Source organism: Erythrobacter sp. (assembly GCF_038133525.1).
In the GTDB taxonomy this organism is placed as follows: Bacteria; Pseudomonadota; Alphaproteobacteria; order Sphingomonadales; family Sphingomonadaceae; genus Qipengyuania.
Genome location: NZ_JAYPTL010000065.1, coordinates 1 through 16,355, shown reverse-complemented (window position 1 = coordinate 16,355; position 16,355 = coordinate 1). Strand labels below are relative to the sequence as shown.

The following is a 16,355-nucleotide window of genomic DNA, read 5'->3' as shown; positions in this document are numbered from 1 at the left end:
AAGTTCATCTTCCACGATGGCCCGCCCTACGCCAATGGCGACATGCACATCGGCCATGCGCTCAACCACACGCTCAAGGACATGGTCTGCCGCACGCAGAATCTGCTGGGCAAGGATGCGCCCTATGTGCCCGGCTGGGACTGCCATGGCCTGCCGATCGAATGGAAGGTCGAAGAGCAGTACCGCAAGGACAAGAAGGCCAAGCCGGTTCTGTCGGGCAACGGCCGCAACGAGGCCGAGGTCAAGGCCTTCCGCGATGAATGCCGCGCCTATGCCCAGCACTGGGTCGACGTCCAGCGTGAGCAGTTGAAGCGCCTCGGCGTAATGGCCGATTGGGACAATCCCTACCTCACCATGCAGAAGGAAAGCGAAGCGATCATCGTCGCCGAACTGATGAAGCTGGCCGAGGCGGGCAATCTCTATCGCGGTTCGAAGCCGGTAATGTGGTCCCCGGTCGAGGAAACCGCTCTGGCCGAAGCCGAGGTCGAGTACGAGGACATTGTCTCGACCCAGATCGACGTGGCGTTCGAGATCACGGAATCGCCGATCCCCGAACTTGTCGGCGCGCATGCGGTAATCTGGACGACGACGCCGTGGACGATCCCGGTCAACCAGGCGATCGCCTATGGGCCGTATGTTGAGTACGTCCTCCTGTCAGTTACGGCTGATACACCCGGAACTGGTGGGAAATTCGACAAACAGGTTAACGAGGTTCTGGCAGCAGCCGGAATCCCGTTCCACACAAACCGCATTTCCAAGTTTCTTGTCGCAAAGGAATTGGCAACTCCCTTTGCTGATCGACTGAACAGAATGGCTAAGGCGCTCGACTACGGCGATGCCGTGGCGCCATCGCTCCAAGAGTATATCGATCCGTATTCCGAGCGTGATGCTTCGATCAAAGGCTCCGACCTCGCCGGAACCGTCGCGCGCCACCCGATGCACCATCTCGGCGGGTTCTATGCCAAGCCGCGTCCCTTCCTGCCGGGTGATTTCGTCACCACCGATAGCGGCACCGGCCTCGTCCACATGTCGCCTGACCATGGAGAGGACGATTTCGAGCTGTGTAAGGCGAACGGGATCGAGCCGCAATTCGCGGTGATGAACGACGGGCGCTATCGCGACGACTGGCCCTGGCTGGGCGGTAGCGACGAGCGCCGCCGTAGCGTCATCAACAAGCCCTTCAATGCGCCCGAAGGCCCAATCTGCTCGGATCTGCGCGAGGCTGGTGCGCTGCTCGCTGCGAGCGAAGACTATCAGCATTCCTACCCGCATAGCTGGCGGTCGAAGGCCAAGGTCATCTTCCGCTGCACCCCGCAATGGTTTGTGCCGATGGACAAGCCGCTGGGCGTGGGCGATTTCGACGTCGCCCCCGGCAGTCCGTTGGGCGGGGCCATTGCGCCCTTCGTCAGTCACGATCATTCGACACTGCGCGAACGCGCGATGCAGGCCATCGCCGATACGCGCTTCGTGCCCGAAAAGGGCCGCAACCGCCTTGGCGCGATGGTCGAGGGGCGGCCCGACTGGGTGCTCAGCCGTCAGCGCGCCTGGGGCGTGCCGATCACGCTCTTCGTGCGCTCCGACGGCAGCTATCTGCAGGACCCCGGCGTCAACGCGCGCGTGATTGCGGCGGTGCGCGAAGAGGGCATGGACGCTTGGAACGAAGGCAACAAGGCTGCTTTCCTCGGCCCGGACTACGACCCCAACGAATTCGAGATGGTCACCGACATTCTCGACGTGTGGTTCGATTCGGGCTGTACCCACGCCTTCGTGCTCGAAAGTGGCCGCTGGGGCGATGTGCAGTGGCCGGCCGACCTCTACCTCGAAGGCAGCGACCAGCATCGCGGCTGGTTCCAGTCCTCGCTGCTCGAAAGCTGCGCCACCCGCGGCCGCGCGCCTTACGATCAGATCCTGACGCATGGCTTCACCATGGCGAGCGACGGGCGCAAGATGTCGAAGAGCCTCGGCAACACTGTCGACCCGATCAAGGTCATGGAAACCTATGGGGCGGACATCATCCGCCTGTGGGCGCTGAGCGTCGATTTCACCGAGGATCACCGCATCGGCGACGAGATCCTGAAAGGTGTCGCCGACCAGTATCGCAAGCTGCGCAACACCTTCCGCTACCTACTCGGCGCGCTCGACGGGTTCGACTACGAGAGCGAGCATGTCGGGTTTGCCGAAATGCCCGAGCTCGAGCGGTACATGCTCGACCGGCTGGTAGCGCTCGATGCGACGATCCGCCGCGCGATCGTCGACTACGACTTCAACGAATATACCCGCGCTCTGATCGACTTCTGCAACGAAGACCTGTCGGCCTTCTTCTTCGATATCCGCAAGGACCGGCTCTATTGCGACGATCCGGCGGGGACCGAACGGCGCGCCTATCGCACCGTGCTCGATATCCTGTTCCAGGCGCTTGTCCGCTATGCCGCGCCGGTGCTGGTGTTCACCGCCGAAGAGGTATGGGGGACACGGTTCCCCGAGCGCGGCAGCGTACACCTGCTCGAAGTGCACGACTTGCCCGCCGACTGGAGCGACCCGGCCCTGGCCACCCGCTTCGCTGCCCTGCGCGCACTGCGTGAGGAAGTGACCGAAGCGATCGAGCCGCTGCGCCGCGACAAGACCATCCGCTCCAGCCTTGAGGCCGAAGTGGCGGTGCCCGCCGCACGGGTCCCCGAGGGCTTCAACGATGCCGATCTTGCCGAGTTGTTCATCACCGCGTCAGTGACGCGCGGCGATAGCGAGGGCGTGAGTGTGGGCCGGACATCCGAACACAAGTGCGGACGCTGCTGGCGTCTGCTTCCCAGCGTGCCCGAAGACGGCGCGCTATGCGACCGCTGCGAGCCGGTGGTCGCAAGCATGGACGCTGCCGCATGACCCCTGTGCTGCGCTATCGCCTGATCGGCTGCGCGGTGGCGCTGCTGGTCCTGGCCATCGATCAGTGGACCAAGTGGTACGTCACCGGCCCGTTGAGCATCGATGAAATCGGCGATTCGATGCAAATCGTCTCGATCTTCGACCTGCGCTTCACCCGCAATTTCGGTGTCTCGCTCGGCATGTTCGAGGCGACCAGCCCGGAAATGCGCTGGGGCCTGGTGCTCGTTACCGGGCTGATTGCGCTGACCGTGACCATCTGGATGCTGCGCGAGAAACTGCTGGGCGATATCCTGGCGCTGGCGCTGATCCTCGGCGGGGCGCTGGGCAATATCCGCGACCGTTACGAGTTTGGCTATGTCGTCGATTTCGCCGACCTACACTTCGGCACGTGGCGCCCGTTCCTGATCTTCAACGTTGCCGATGCAGCTATCACCATCGGCGTTCTCATCGTCCTTGCGCGGGCAGTCTTCATGCGCGACAAGGACAGCGATACCGAGACCCCAGAGGCGCCTGGCGCCGCGGAGACCATCTGATGACCAAGCTTGCCCGTTTCGCCCTTGCTGCCGGCCTCGCTGCCATGACCGCGGCCTGCGGTGGTGGTGGGATCTTCAATCGCGACCGGCCTGACGAAATGGCGGTTCAGCGGCAGGCTCCGCTGGTGGTTCCGCCCGATTTCAACCTGACCCCGCCCGCCCCCGGCGCTCCGCGCCCGGGTGAAGGCACGGCGGCCGAGCAGGCGCTCGACGCGCTGTTCGGTGGTCCGGCACCGCGTTCGCGGGTCGAAACCAGCGTGCTCGACCGTGCCGGCGCAGCGGATCCTGGTATCCGTTCGAGCGTCGGCGATCCGGAGACCGCGACCGTGGCCAAGGGCTCGGTCACTCGCGACATCATCGCCGCACCTGAAGGTGACGGCGCCAGCGCGCAGGCCGTGATACCGGGTTAAGCTGATCGCTCCGCCTTGTCGGCGGCGTTGGTATTCTTGATCATGGCGCGCATCTGCTCCCACTCGGCATCGCCGAGGCCGTGGAGCGCACCCCAGAATGTCCCGCCGGTCGCCTGATATCCGGCGCCGTCGATCGCGATGGTCTGGCCGTTCACCCATTCTGCCCCCGGACCCATCAGGAACACGGCGAGGTTGGCGAGTTCGTGCATCTCGCCATGGCGGCCCATGGGGTTAAGATCGTCGTTCGAATTGCCTCCTCGCCCACCGGGCGCAAGCCGCGCGCTCATGCCCTTGGTCGGGAATAGCCCCGGTGCGATAGCGTTGAAACGCAGGCCATAGCGGCCCCATTCGACCGCCAGGCTTTGGGTCATGACATTGATCCCCGCCTTGCTCATCGCGCTGGGCACCACGAAGGCGCCGCCGTTCCACACCCATGTGGTGAGGATGGCGAGGAAGCTGGCCTTGCGCCCTTCGGCAATCAGCCGGGTGCCGACTTCATGCGTGACATAGAAGGTCCCGCGAAAGACGATGTCGCTGATTGCGTTGAAGCCGTTGATCGAAAGATCTTCGGTCCGGCTGATGAAATTGCCCGCAGCGTTGTTGACCACGCCGGTCAGCGGACCATGCGCCCAGATTGCATCGACCATGGCCTTGATCGCTTCGGGGGAGCGGATGTCGCAGGCATGGCCCACAACCTTGCCGCCGTGTGCCGCCATGAGCTCTTCGGCCGTCTCGTCCAGCTTGCCCTGCCGTCGCCCGCAAATGTGCACCTCTGCACCCAGCTTCAGGAAGGCTTCGCTCATCTCGCGCCCCAGTCCGGTGCCCCCGCCGGTGACCAGGATTCGCTCGCCTTGCATCAGCCCTTCGCGGAACATCAGCTTCGAAATGTCCATGTCTCTCTCCCTCAGTCTTGGCGGCATAGCGCAGGAAGGGGTCGAAACCAGATTGAATCGCGACAGTGTATTGCCTAGCTAGAACGGCATGGACGCAGAGAACCTGACCCCACTCGACCCGGCCTATGCCAGCATGCTGCGGGTCAAATTCGGAATCGTCGCCGCCGTGCTGCTCGCGGGGGCGTCCATCGCGGAGATCGCGATACCGGGATATACCGGTGCGGTATGGCTGCCAGTGGGCCTTTTCGCCCTGTGGCTACTCATCCGCATGCCGATGCGGCGCTACGCCGCACGCGGCTATTCGCTCGAGGGCGAGCGGTTGCGCGTGGTGCGCGGCATCCTGTTCCGATCGGATTCGGTGGTCCCCTTCGGTCGGGTTCAGCATATCGATGTTGACCAGGGGCCGCTCGAACGGGCCTTCGGCCTGGCGACGCTGACGGTGCACACTGCGGGGACACACAATGCCTCGGTTTCACTGCCGGGTCTTGCCCAGGCGGATGCGGCGGCGATCCGCGAGGATATCCGCGCCGCAATCCGCCGCGACACGCAATGATCGAAGCCTCGGCCCATATGCCGCAGCGCACCGATCCGCGCACCTTCGCGGTCAAGGCTGTGTCGATGATGACGCAGCTTGTCGTGCCGCTGGCGATTGCCGGGGCGACGATCTTCGACAAGGCAGGCGATGCCGACAAGCTGGTCTATGCCTTGCCCTTCGTGCTGGCGGTGATCGCGATTAACTTCGCGCTGGCCTATATGCGCTGGCTCCGGCTGACATATGAAGTCCGCGAAAACGATATCCGGGTCGAAAGCGGCCTTCTGTCGCGCTCGGCGCGTTCGGTACCCTATGAACGGATCCAGGACGTCAGCCTCGAACAGAAATTCCTGCCCCGTCTGTTCGGACTGACCGAAGTCAAGTTCGAGACCGGTGCCGGTGGCGGCGAGGACCTCAAGCTGTCCTTCCTGGCTGAAGAGGAAGGGGAGCGACTGCGCCAGCTCGTTCGCGCGCGTCGTGACGGGGTCGAAGTGCTCCCCGAAGCGGAGGCGGTGGATAGGGAAGAGCCGGAGGTCCTGCTCTTCGCGATGGGTCCGCGGCGCGTCCTGACGCTCGGGCTGTTCGAATTCTCCCTGGCGGTCGTGGCATTCGTTGGCGGCGCGGCGCAGCAGTTCGATTTCCTGCTGCCTTTCGAATGGTGGGATGTGCGCCAATGGTATGCGGCGCTCGACGGGCCGGGCCATCGGCTCGCCCAGTTCGGTCTCGTGGCGCAGGTTATCGGGATCGCGCTGGCCCTCGGTTCGCTGTTGCTGGTCGGTACCGTCACGGGGCTTGCTCGCACGGCCTTGCGCGAATGGGATTTCCGCCTGGAACGTGGTGAAAAGGGTTTGCGCCGCAGGCGCGGATTGCTGACCCGAACCGATGTAGTCATGCCGCTGCATCGCGTGCAGGCGCTGCGGCTGGGCACGGGTATCTTGCGGCGCCGTTTCGGCTGGCATTCACTCAAGGTCGTCAGCCTGGCCAGCGACAGCGGCTCTGCCAATCACGATGCGGTGCCCTTCGGCCGGATGGAAGAGATCGCCCCGGTGGTCGCGGAAACCGGCTTTGCGCTGCCGTCTATCCAAGTCGAATGGCATCCTTCGGCAATTGCATACCGTCTCGACCGGGCGATCATTGGGGCGGTGGCCCTGGGCATGGTTGCGCTCGGCAATCTCGCCTTCGGCCAGTGGCCCATTGCAATTGGCGTGGCGCTGGTCGGCTTCGTCTGGATCCCGCTGCATGAATATCTGCGCTGGCGCTTCGATTGCCATGCCATCGACTCGCGCCAGCTCTATTCACGGCATGGCTGGCTGGCCCCCAGTCTCGCCATCGCCTCGCGAATCAAGCTCCAGTCGGTCGAGATTGCCCGGGGTCCGTTGGGCAGGCTACGCGGCTATGCCGACCTCCATTTCGGGCTGGCTGGGGGCAAGTTGCGGATGCGTGGGGTCCCGCTTGAGGACGCGCAACGCATTCGTGCCGCCGTGCTCGATTCGATTGCCGGGACCGATTTTTCCGAGCTCAACGTCCCGCTGTGATCAGCTAGGCGCGCAAGTCCGCCCATTCGGGGTGGCGCTGGAACGCAGCGACGACATAGCTGCATTCGGGTGCAATGCGGAATCCCTGTTCGCGCGCGTCAGCGACCAGCGCATCGATCAGCCTGCCCGCAATACCCTTGCCGCGCAGTTCGTCGGGCACAAAAGTGTGTGTGGCGTGCCGCACGCCTTCGCTCGCAGTCCAGGTCAGTGTGGCGTGGCTTGTCAGGCCCGGCGTGCGGATGACATAGGTCCCGTGCTTGCCGTGGTCTCGCCGCTCGACGCTGATGGCCTTGCTGTCGCTCATGCAGAATTCCTTTCTGTGCAACCAATGCACCCGCGGTTATGCGCGTTCCGATGCAGTTCCTGTCCGACAATGCCGCCAGCGTCCATCCTGCAGTGTGGGATGCACTGCATGCCGCCGACAATCCCGATGCGCCCTATGACGGCGATACGATCAGCGCCGGGCTCGATGAAAAGGTTTCGGCGCTGTTCGGTCGCGAATGCGCGGTGCTGTGGGTGGCGACAGGGACGGCGGCGAATTGCCTTGCGCTGGCTACCATGGTCCAGCCGCATGGCGGCGTGGTGTGCCATGAGGAGGCGCATATCGAGGTGGACGAGGGTGGCGCTCCCGGCTTCTACCTCCACGGCGCCAAACTGCTGCTGGCGCATGGCGAAGGGGCCAAGCTGACCCCGGATGCCATCCGCGCGGTGATCGATCCGATACGCGATGACGTCCACCAGGTACAGCCGCACGCGATCTCGATCACGCAGGCGAGCGAATATGGCCGCAGCTATCGCCCCGAAGAGGTCGTCGCGATCGCCGCGCTGGCCGAGCAACGCGGCCTGGGCCTGCATATGGATGGTGCGCGCTTTGGCAATGCCGTGGCCTTCCTCGGCTGCTCTCCAGGTGAGGCGGCGGGACCGATTGATGCGCTGAGCTTCGGCTTCGTCAAGAACGGCGGGATGAGCGCCGAGGCGATCGTGTTCTTCGATCCGGAACTGGCCGATGTCGCCCGCTATCGCCGCAAACGCGCAGGACATTTGCAGTCTAAGGGCCGCTACCTCGCCGCGCAGATACACGCCATGCTCGACAATGACGTGTGGCTGGCCAATGCGCGCAATGCCAATGCGGCGGCGGCGGAGATCGCGAGCGTCTGTGGTGAGCGCCTGATGCACGCGGTGGAGGCGAACGAGCTGTTTGTTCGCTGCACCGCTGGCGAACGGGAGGCACTACGCGTGCAGGGTTTCGGCTTCTATGACTGGGGTGCGGACGCAGCGCGCTTTGTCACCGCCTGGAATACGCGTGAAGAAGATGCGCGTGCACTGGCGCGGGCGATCGCGGGCCTATGAGCATGCATACCGAGGAGCATAGCCTCCTCGCGCCCCGTAATCTGGCCGCATTCCTGCTGGTGAGCTTCATCTGGGGCGGCACCTGGCTGGTGATTCGCGACCAGATCTCGTCGGTCCCGGCAAGCTGGTCGATCGCCTATCGATTTATCGTTGCCGCCGCGGGAATGTTTATGCTGGCGCGGTGGCGCGGCGAGCCCTTCCGGATGGTGAAGGGGGGCTGGCCATTCGCGATCGCGCTCGGGATTTTCCAGTTCTCGCTCAATTTTGCCTTCGTCTACCGCGCCGAGGGCTATGTGACCTCGGGTCTCGTTGCGGTGATTTTCGCGCTGCTGGTCGTGCCCAACGCAGTCCTTGGGCGGATTGTACTCAAACAACCGATCCGCAGCGAATTCGTGATCGGCTCGGGCATCGCCGCCTTGGGCGTGGCGATGCTGTTCGCGCAGGAATATCGCGCCTCTCCAGCGACGCTGGGCGAAGTACTGACCGGTGCGTTGCTGTGCGTCGGCGGGATTCTCTCGGCGAGCGCGGCGAACATCCTTCAGGCGACCGAGGGGGCCAAGCGTCAGCCGCTGCTGACCTTGCTGGCGTGGTCGATGCTGTGCGGAGTTGCGATCAACGCCGTCTTTGCGCTGGTTACCGTAGGTCTGCCGCAGTTTGACCCGCGACCGAGCTATGCGCTCGGTGTGCTCTACCTTGGGGTGATGGGCTCGGTGGTCACCTTCCCGCTCTACTACGGGCTGGTGCGCAAGGTCGGGGCGGGGCGGGCAGCCTATTCCTCGGTCGTGGTGCCTGTCGTGGCGATGATCCTGTCGACGCTGTTCGAAGGCTTCGTCTGGGGACCGTTGGCGATTGCCGGGGCGGTGGTGACCGTGGCGGGCATGCTGGTTGCCATGCGCACCCGCAGCGCGCCGCCGCCGCGCCGCGCTACGCCTGAGCCATGATCGCGGCCAGGCCTTCGCGATAGGTCGGATAGAGCGGACGCCAGCCGAGCAGCCGCCTGGCCTTGCCGTTCGCGACGCGGCGGTTCTCAGCATAGAAACCGTGCGCCATGGGCGACAGGTTAGCTTCCTCGAGCGTCAGCAAGGGTGGAGGTTCGATGCCCAACAATCGCGCTGCTTCCTCGATCACTGCATTCTGGCTGCACGGCAGATCATCGGCGAGATTGTAAGCACCCGGTGGGGCATTGCGCTCGATGCCTGCAACTATCCCGCTGACAATATCGTCGACATGGATGCGGCTGAACACCTGGCCGGGCAGGTCGATGCGGTTGGCCTTGCCCGCGCGGACGCGATCGAGCGCACTGCGCCCCGGGCCATAGATGCCCGGCAAGCGAAAGCTCCGGGCGCCCAGGTCCAGCCAGCGGGCGTCGCTTTCCGCGCGGGCGGAGCGGCGGCCGCCGCCGGTGGGTGATCCTTCGTCGACCCAGGCACCTTGCGCATCGCCATAGACGCCGGTCGAGGAGAGGTATCCCAACCACTTACCTGCCAATTCACGGCCATAGGTATCGAGGACCGGATCGCTGCCCGATGCGGGAGGAACCGAGCTCAATATATGGCTTGCATCGGCTAGTGCCGCTTCAACCGCTTTCTGATCTCCAAAGGTCAGATTGCCCGCACTGCCGGTCGCATCGACTCGCCATCCTTGCGCGCGCAGGGCGGAGGCGATGCGTGCGGCGGTGTAGCCGAGGCCGAAGATCAGCAGGTTGCTCACTTGGCGTCGAGATAGCCTTCGTCGGGTACCACGATCTGCGGATCCTTCATATGCCGGGCCTTCCACTCCATCGACATGCGTACCCGGGCCGCGCCGCTGGGATGATCGAAGAACACCAATTCCTCGATCGGCCCCGGCTCGATCTTGCGATATTCGGACAGGCGCATGGCGACCTTGGCGAAGCCATCGGGCTCCTGCGCAGCGTCCAATCCGAAGGCGTCGGCCTGGCTTTCGGCCGTGCGGATAACCGAATTGGTCGCTGGCGTCGCGAACAGCATATAGATCGCAAACACTATGGCGATCACCGGCATTGAGGCGGGATCGGCAATATCGCGTATCCCCCAGGTCTGGCCGTAGCGCGCGATCAGCAGTGGTCCCGCCCGGCTGACAATGAACAAGCCCAGCCCGAAGATAGTGAGTAGTCCAATCGTGTCGAACCAGACATGATCCAGTTTGTAGTGGCCCATCTCGTGACCCATCACCGCAAGGATCTCGGGCTCGCTGGTGCGGTTGAGCAAATTGTCATTGAGCGAGATGCGGATCGTTGGCCCCAAGCCTGACACATTCGCCGAAATCCGCTTGGTCTGTTTCGAAGCGTCAAAGACGTAGATGTGCTCGGCCGGGATGTCATACTTGGCCGCGATGGTTTCGATCTTGGTCCGTAGTGGGCCCTGTTCCATCTCGGTGTAGTCGTTGAACAGCGGCGAGATGAACACTGGTGAGATCACGATGCCGAGGAACAGGAATGCGCCGATAACGCCCGTGCCCCACACCCACCAACTGCGCGGGGCGCGGCGTATCAAGGCATAGATTGCCACGATAATCAGCGGCCCAATCACCATGGTGAAAGCGAAGTCGATCAACTCTTCGCCAACCCAATCGAAGAAACTCGAGTTCATCAATCCATACTGCGCTTCCCTGACGAAGCCGGTGTAGATCGCCCACGGCAGGGTGAGGATGTAGCCGAGCAGGAGGTAGCCTAGCGCTGTGATCCAGGTCACTAGCCAAGGGCGTCGTGTCCGGCTTTCGCCGAAGGCACGCAGTCGATGTGCTATGCGGAAGTGCAGCAGGAGCCAATCGACCAGGACGCTTGCCACGGTGCCCCACAGGATCAGCCAATAGCCACCCTCGAAATAGGCATCGGACTGGGCCCGTGCGGGGCCTTGCAGCGTGTCGAGATAGGCGCGCGTCGCCGCCTCGATATCGAATCCCGAATTGGCCGCAGCCAGTAGGTCGATGATCATGGTCTTCCTCCCTGTTCGCGTAACCGGCTGCGGCTATCGGATGAAACTGTCAATCCGTCGACCTTCTCTTGCCGACCGGCGAACGCGAAGGCTCGACGGGCGTTGCATGAAGTGACAGAGGAAGCCGCGCAGCAGCGCGACAGGAGAGACATGGATATCGCCCGCACCCCCGAAACCCCGGACGGCAATCTGGACATGGCTGACGCCGCGCCGCAGCCCAAGGCTCCGCCGCTGATCCGGCGCGAGGATTATCGCCCCTTCGGCTGGCTGGTCCCTGAAACCAGGCTCGACTTCGATCTCGGTCTGGACTGCACGCGAGTGGTCGCGACACTGACCGTGATACGCAACGCCAAGGCCGATCCTACGGCGGTCATCCGCCTCAACGGGGATGGGTTGTCGCCTGAAAGCGTGCTGGTTGACGGGGTGCCCGCGACGAACTGGGCCATGGATGATGGCGACCTGATGTTGCCGCTGACGGGCGAAGCACATGAGATTCGTATCGCCACGACCATCGAGCCGGCTGCCAATTCGCAACTGATGGGGCTTTATGCCTCGAACGGCATGCTTTGCACCCAGTGTGAAGCGGAGGGTTTCCGCCGCATAACCTTCTTCCCCGACCGCCCCGATGTGCTCAGCACCTATACCGTACGGATGAGCGGGCCGAAGGCGCAGTTCCCGGTCTTGCTGTGCAACGGCAACCGGACCGCCATGGGTGAAGATGGCGACAGGCATTGGGCCGAATGGCATGACCCCTGGCCCAAGCCATCCTATCTCTTCGCGCTGGTCGCGGGCGATCTGGTCGCGCGCAGCGACAGCTTCACGACGATCAACGGGCGCGAGGTCGAGCTCAATGTCTACGTGCGCGAGGGCGATCTCGACCGGACCGAACACGCGATGGAGAGCCTCAAGCGCTCGATGAAGTGGGACGAGGACGTTTTCGGACGCGAGTATGATCTGGACCTGTTCAACATCGTTGCCGTGTCCGATTTCAACATGGGCGCGATGGAGAACAAGGGGCTCAACGTCTTCAACACCAAGTTCGTGCTCGCCGACCCCGAAACCGCCACCGATGCCGATTATGACGGGATCGAAGGCGTCATCGGCCATGAGTATTTCCACAACTGGTCGGGCAATCGGATAACTTGCCGCGACTGGTTCCAGTTGAGTCTCAAGGAAGGCTTCACCGTGCTGCGCGACCAGCTGTTCAGCCAGGATATGGGCAGTGCCCCGGTCAAGCGGATCGAGGATGTGCGTATCCTGCGCATGGCCCAGTTCCCCGAGGACTCGGGCCCGTTGGCGCACCCCATCCGTCCAGATTCCTATAGCGAAATCAATAATTTTTACACGGCAACCGTTTACAATAAGGGTGCCGAGGTGATCCGCATGATGCGGACCTTGGCGGGCGAAGAGCGCTTCCGTGCCGGGACCGACCTTTATTTCGACCGCCACGATGGCGAAGCGGCGACCTGCGAGGATTTCGTCACGGCGATAGAGGATGGGGCTGGACTCGACCTCAAGCAGTTCCGCCTGTGGTATTCGCAGGCCGGCACGCCGAAGGTCTCGGTTGCGCTCGATCACGAAGGTGGCGTCGCCACGCTGCGACTGACCCAGATCGTGCCATCCACGCCGGGCCAGCCCGACAAGCAGCCGATGCCGATCCCGCTCAAGCTCGCCCTGTTCGATCGCGCCAGCGGAACGCATGGCGGCGAGCGATTGGTGGTGCTCGACAAGGCGACGGACACGTTCACCTTCGAAGGCTTTGCCGAAAAGCCGGTGCTGTCGATCAATCGTACTTTCTCTGCGCCTGTGACCATCGAACGCGATGTTCCGCGCGAAGACCTCGTCTTCCTGGCGGCCAAGGACGACGATCCCTTTGCCCGCTACGAAGCGATGCAGGAGCTGATGACCGGTCATCTCGTTGCCGCGGTTTCAGGGGCAATGGGTGACAATGATCGTGCTGCGGCGCGCGCCGATATTGTCCGTGCCCTTGGCGCGGTGATTGCGGACGACACCCTCGATGACCTGATGCGCGGCGAGCTGCTGCTGATGCCCGGACAGACCTATATCGCCGAACAGATGTTGGTGGCCGATCCGGGGCGCATCCATGAGGAGCGCGAGGCGCTGAAGGCCGCTATCGGTGGCGCGCTGACGGAAGAATTCACGGCGATGCATGCGCGGGCTTCGGCCCTGCCCTTCACCATGGACGCGACGGGCAAGGGGGCGCGCAAGGTCAAGACGATTGCGCTGACCTATCTTGCCGCAGCCGATCCCGTGCGAGCTTCTGAGCTGGCCGCGGCACAATATGATTCTGCCGACAACATGACCGACCGGCAAGGCGCACTTATGGTACTGGCTGGCCTGGCCACAGACGAGCGTTCCGAGCGATTGGCAGATTTCTACAACCGCTATCAAGGCAACGCACTGGTCATCGACAAGTGGTTCGCCCTGCAGGCTTCATCGCTCCATCCGCAGTCGATCGCGCATGTCCGGGCGCTGGCCGATCATCCGGACTTCACCCTGCGCAACCCCAATCGCGTTCGCTCGCTCTACATGGCCTTTGCCGGGAACCCATCGGCATTCCATGCCGCAAGTGGCGAAGGATACCGGATGGTCGCTGACCTGATTCTCGCGCTCGATCCGATCAATCCGCAGACTGCGGCGCGGTTCGTTCCGCCGCTTGGCCGCTGGCGCCGGATCGAACCGGGTCGCGCGGCGCTGATGCGGGCGGAGCTGGAGCGAATTGCTGCCTCGCCAAACCTTTCAAGAGACACACTCGAACAGGTCACCCGTTCGCTTGGCTGAGGTGCTTCGCTCCGGACTGATGGGCTCGGTACCACACGGCTTCTCGACGCGTGCCGGGATTGCGGCCGGCGATGTGCTTCCCGGCGCCTCGCTCATCCGCGTCAATCAGGTGCATTCGCCCGACACCCTTATTGTGAAGGATCCTTGCGACGTTCTCCCCTCGGCAGATGCGCTTGTCACCGACCGGCCTGGACTGTTGTTGGGAATCGTTACCGCGGATTGTGCGCCGGTGTTGTTCCACGACCCGCAGGCGGGCGTCGTCGGCGCGGCGCATGCGGGCTGGCGCGGAGCGCATGGCGGGGTGATCGAAAACACGCTGGACGCAATGAAGGAACTCGGAGCGCAGGCGGACCGGGTGCGCGCCGCCATCGGGCCCACCATCGCGCAGGCGAGTTATGAGGTCGACGTGGGATTCAGGGAGCAGTTCGGTCGCGAAGATGACGCCTTCTTCGCACCCGGTCGCAGCGGGCATTGGCAGTTCGATCTCCCCGCCTACGTTGCATTCCGGCTACGGCGTGCCGGAGTGACGGTGATCGATGACCTGGCGCAGGACACCTATGCCGATCCGACCAAGTTCTTCTCCTTCCGCCGCGCCACCCACCGTGGCGAAGACACCGGGGGTCGGCAGCTGAGCGTCATCGGCTTGCCCAATTGACGGTGCAGTTGATGGAGGACAGCCGCCAAAATGGCTGTTGGCAACCTGTCGCATAGCCGCTAGAGGCGCCACCAAACCGGGATTCCGGGGGCTTTCGCGCAGGCTTCTTGCAGGCATTCGTGGTCCGTCCCCGTCCGGTTACGAGATCGCAAATTGCGCCAGTCCGATCCTGGGTCCTGGCGCCGGAACAAGGCAGGTAAGGCAAGGCGCTGATGGCAGACTCCGCTGCAACCGCAACTCCCGAAATGGCTGGCGCGACTGACGACGGTATCCGTCGGCGCGACTTCCTCGACATCGCAGCCGTCAGCGCGGCGGGTATCGGCGGCCTCGCGGTCGTCTATCCGCTGGTCAGCCAGATGGCGCCGTCGAAGGATGTGCTCGCCGCCAGCTCGACCGAAGTCGACGTGTCGGCGATCGAGCCTGGTCAGGCCATCAAGGCCGTGTTCCGCAAGCAGCCGCTGTTCGTGCGTCGCCTGACGCCGGCCGAAGTGCAGCAGGCTAACGACGTCGATGTTTCGTCGCTTCGTGATCCTCAGTCGCTCGAAGAGCGGACCAAGGAAGGTCACGGCGACATGCTGATCACCATGGGTGTCTGCACCCATCTCGGCTGTGTCCCGTTGGGTGCCGCTGAAGGCGAGGTGAAGGGCGAGTTCGGCGGATATTTCTGCCCGTGCCACGGTTCGCACTACGATACCGCTGGCCGCATTCGCAAAGGTCCGGCGCCGAAGAACCTCGAGGTGCCGGAATATGAGTTCGCCTCCGACACTGTCGTGCGCGTCGGCTAAGCCTGAAAGACGAGAGAGACACCATGAGCTTTCCCTGGGCCAAGGAATATACCCCGACCAATCCGTTCATGAAGTTCATGGACGAGAAGCTGCCGTTGCCGCGCCTGGTCTATAACGCCGTAGGTGCCGGTTATCCGGTGCCGCGCAACCTGTCGTATTTCTGGAACTTCGGCGTACTCGCCGGCTTCTTCCTGGTTCTGCAGATCGTAACCGGCGTGGTGCTGGCGATGCATTATGCAGCGAACGCGTCGGTCGCCTTCGCCACGACAGAGCACATCATGCGCGACGTCAACTGGGGCTGGCTGATGCGCTATGCCCATGCCAACGGCGCGAGCTTCTTCTTCATAGTCGTCTACCTGCATATCTTCCGCGGCTTCTTCTACAGTTCGTACAAGGCTCCGCGCGAGATGATCTGGCTGCTCGGCGTGGTCATCTTCCTGTTGATGATGGCGACCGCCTTCATGGGTTACGTCCTGCCCTGGGGCCAGATGAGCTTCTGGGGTGCCAAGGTCATCACCGGCCTGTTCGGCGCGATCCCGCTTGTTGGCGAACCGATCCAGATCTGGTTGCTAGGCGGCTATGCGCCCGACAACTCGACCCTCAACCGCTTCTTCTCGCTGCACTTCCTGCTGCCCTTCGTGATCGCCGGCGTCGTGATCCTGCACATCTGGGCGCTGCACATCCCGGGTTCGTCGAACCCGACTGGCGTTGAAGTGAAGCAGGAAAGCGATACGATCCCGTTCCACCCCTATTACACGGCGAAGGACGGCTTCGGCCTGGGCGTGGCGCTGCTGTTCTACTTCGCGCTGGTGTTCTTCCTGCCGAACTATCTCGGCCACCCGGACAACTACATCGAAGCGAACCCGCTCTCGACCCCGGCTAATATCGTTCCCGAATGGTATTTCTGGCCGTTCTACGCAATCCTGCGTGCTTTCACGGCGGACTTCTTCTTCATTCCGGCCAAGCTGATGGGTGTGCTCGCCATGTTCAGCGCGATCCTGGTGTGGTTCTTCCTGCCCTGGCTCGACA

At 63.3% G+C, this 16,355-nt stretch carries 15 protein-coding genes; 11 read left to right on the top strand and 4 right to left on the bottom strand.

Annotated elements, in window-relative coordinates; genetic code table 11:
* From AAFM29_RS14450 to AAFM29_RS14440, 3 genes are all read left to right on the top strand, one after another.
* A partial coding sequence (locus tag AAFM29_RS14450; protein ID WP_341713498.1) for a class I tRNA ligase family protein occupies window positions 1–2,877 on the top strand: 2,877 nt, incomplete at its 5' end.
* Complete coding sequence (gene lspA / locus AAFM29_RS14445; RefSeq protein WP_341713497.1) at window positions 2,874–3,410, top strand: signal peptidase II; 537 nt, start codon at window positions 2,874–2,876, stop codon at window positions 3,408–3,410. The genes AAFM29_RS14450 and lspA, both read left to right, overlap by 4 nt.
* A complete protein-coding gene (locus AAFM29_RS14440; RefSeq protein WP_341713496.1) occupies window positions 3,410–3,820 on the top strand; it encodes a DUF3035 domain-containing protein in 411 nt (136 codons plus the stop codon). Before lspA ends, AAFM29_RS14440 begins: the two co-directional genes overlap by 1 nt.
* Here the strand turns inward: AAFM29_RS14440 and AAFM29_RS14435 are convergent.
* Window positions 3,817–4,713 (bottom strand): SDR family oxidoreductase, encoded by an 897-nt coding sequence (locus AAFM29_RS14435; protein ID WP_341713495.1) that lies wholly within the window; start codon window positions 4,711–4,713, stop codon window positions 3,817–3,819. The two genes, AAFM29_RS14440 and AAFM29_RS14435, sit on opposite strands and share 4 nt — an antisense overlap.
* An 88-nt stretch (window positions 4,714–4,801) precedes the next feature.
* Here AAFM29_RS14435 and AAFM29_RS14430 point away from each other — a divergent pair, with 88 nt between their 5' ends.
* Together AAFM29_RS14430 and AAFM29_RS14425 are read left to right on the top strand one after the other, a co-directional pair.
* Complete coding sequence (locus AAFM29_RS14430; RefSeq protein ID WP_341713494.1) at window positions 4,802–5,266, top strand: PH domain-containing protein; 465 nt, start codon at window positions 4,802–4,804, stop codon at window positions 5,264–5,266.
* Window positions 5,263–6,780: a PH domain-containing protein gene (locus AAFM29_RS14425; RefSeq protein ID WP_341713493.1), complete on the top strand. Its 1,518-nt coding sequence runs from the start codon at window positions 5,263–5,265 to the stop codon at window positions 6,778–6,780. Before AAFM29_RS14430 ends, AAFM29_RS14425 begins: the two co-directional genes overlap by 4 nt.
* A 4-nt stretch (window positions 6,781–6,784) precedes the next feature.
* Here the strand turns inward: AAFM29_RS14425 and AAFM29_RS14420 are convergent, their stop codons facing one another.
* Window positions 6,785–7,084: a GNAT family N-acetyltransferase gene (locus AAFM29_RS14420; RefSeq protein WP_341713492.1), complete on the bottom strand. Its 300-nt coding sequence runs from the start codon at window positions 7,082–7,084 to the stop codon at window positions 6,785–6,787.
* Window positions 7,085–7,134: 50 nt separating this feature from the next.
* Between AAFM29_RS14420 and AAFM29_RS14415 the strand changes: the two genes are divergently transcribed.
* Complete coding sequence (locus AAFM29_RS14415; protein ID WP_341713491.1) at window positions 7,135–8,130, top strand: beta-eliminating lyase-related protein; 996 nt, start codon at window positions 7,135–7,137, stop codon at window positions 8,128–8,130.
* The gene (locus AAFM29_RS14410; protein WP_341713490.1) at window positions 8,127–9,071 is read left to right on the top strand and encodes an EamA family transporter; all 945 of its coding nucleotides are present in this window, start codon (window positions 8,127–8,129) and stop codon (window positions 9,069–9,071) included. The genes AAFM29_RS14415 and AAFM29_RS14410 overlap by 4 nt, the downstream gene beginning before the upstream one ends.
* Here AAFM29_RS14410 and AAFM29_RS14405 read toward each other — a convergent pair.
* A complete protein-coding gene (locus tag AAFM29_RS14405) occupies window positions 9,055–9,840 on the bottom strand; it encodes an SDR family NAD(P)-dependent oxidoreductase (protein ID WP_341713489.1) in 786 nt (261 codons plus the stop codon). The genes AAFM29_RS14410 and AAFM29_RS14405 overlap by 17 nt on opposite strands.
* The gene (locus tag AAFM29_RS14400; protein ID WP_341713488.1) at window positions 9,837–11,084 is read right to left on the bottom strand and encodes a M48 family metallopeptidase; all 1,248 of its coding nucleotides are present in this window, start codon (window positions 11,082–11,084) and stop codon (window positions 9,837–9,839) included. The genes AAFM29_RS14405 and AAFM29_RS14400 overlap by 4 nt, the downstream gene beginning before the upstream one ends.
* 150 nt (window positions 11,085–11,234) lie before the next feature.
* On the opposite strand from AAFM29_RS14400, the gene pepN reads away from it, so the two are divergent.
* The 4 genes from pepN to AAFM29_RS14380 form a co-directional block, all read left to right on the top strand.
* A complete protein-coding gene (gene pepN, locus AAFM29_RS14395) occupies window positions 11,235–13,886 on the top strand; it encodes an aminopeptidase N (protein WP_341713499.1) in 2,652 nt (883 codons plus the stop codon).
* Entirely contained in the window at window positions 13,879–14,541 is a 663-nt protein-coding gene (pgeF, locus tag AAFM29_RS14390; protein ID WP_341713487.1) for a peptidoglycan editing factor PgeF, read from the top strand. The genes pepN and pgeF overlap by 8 nt, the downstream gene beginning before the upstream one ends.
* Before the next feature lie 212 nt (window positions 14,542–14,753).
* Complete coding sequence (gene petA / locus AAFM29_RS14385; protein ID WP_341713486.1) at window positions 14,754–15,326, top strand: ubiquinol-cytochrome c reductase iron-sulfur subunit; 573 nt, start codon at window positions 14,754–14,756, stop codon at window positions 15,324–15,326.
* A gap of 23 nt (window positions 15,327–15,349) precedes the next feature.
* A partial coding sequence (locus tag AAFM29_RS14380) for a cytochrome b N-terminal domain-containing protein (RefSeq protein WP_341713485.1) occupies window positions 15,350–16,355 on the top strand: 1,006 nt, incomplete at its 3' end.

Bases quoted from the DNA above. Each gene is read 5' to 3' on its own strand.
- lspA (WP_341713497.1), top strand. From the start codon at position 2,874: ATGACCCCTGTGCTGCGCTATCGCCTGATCGGCTGCGCGGTGGCGCTG.
- AAFM29_RS14440 (WP_341713496.1), top strand. From the start codon at position 3,410: ATGACCAAGCTTGCCCGTTTCGCCCTTGCTGCCGGCCTCGCTGCCATG.
- AAFM29_RS14435 (WP_341713495.1), bottom strand. From the start codon at position 4,713: ATGGACATTTCGAAGCTGATGTTCCGCGAAGGGCTGATGCAAGGCGAG.
- AAFM29_RS14430 (WP_341713494.1), top strand. From the start codon at position 4,802: ATGGACGCAGAGAACCTGACCCCACTCGACCCGGCCTATGCCAGCATG.
- AAFM29_RS14425 (WP_341713493.1), top strand. From the start codon at position 5,263: ATGATCGAAGCCTCGGCCCATATGCCGCAGCGCACCGATCCGCGCACC.
- AAFM29_RS14420 (WP_341713492.1), bottom strand. From the start codon at position 7,084: ATGAGCGACAGCAAGGCCATCAGCGTCGAGCGGCGAGACCACGGCAAG.
- AAFM29_RS14415 (WP_341713491.1), top strand. From the start codon at position 7,135: ATGCAGTTCCTGTCCGACAATGCCGCCAGCGTCCATCCTGCAGTGTGG.
- AAFM29_RS14410 (WP_341713490.1), top strand. From the start codon at position 8,127: ATGAGCATGCATACCGAGGAGCATAGCCTCCTCGCGCCCCGTAATCTG.
- AAFM29_RS14400 (WP_341713488.1), bottom strand. From the start codon at position 11,084: ATGATCATCGACCTACTGGCTGCGGCCAATTCGGGATTCGATATCGAG.
- pepN (WP_341713499.1), top strand. From the start codon at position 11,235: ATGGATATCGCCCGCACCCCCGAAACCCCGGACGGCAATCTGGACATG.
- petA (WP_341713486.1), top strand. From the start codon at position 14,754: ATGGCAGACTCCGCTGCAACCGCAACTCCCGAAATGGCTGGCGCGACT.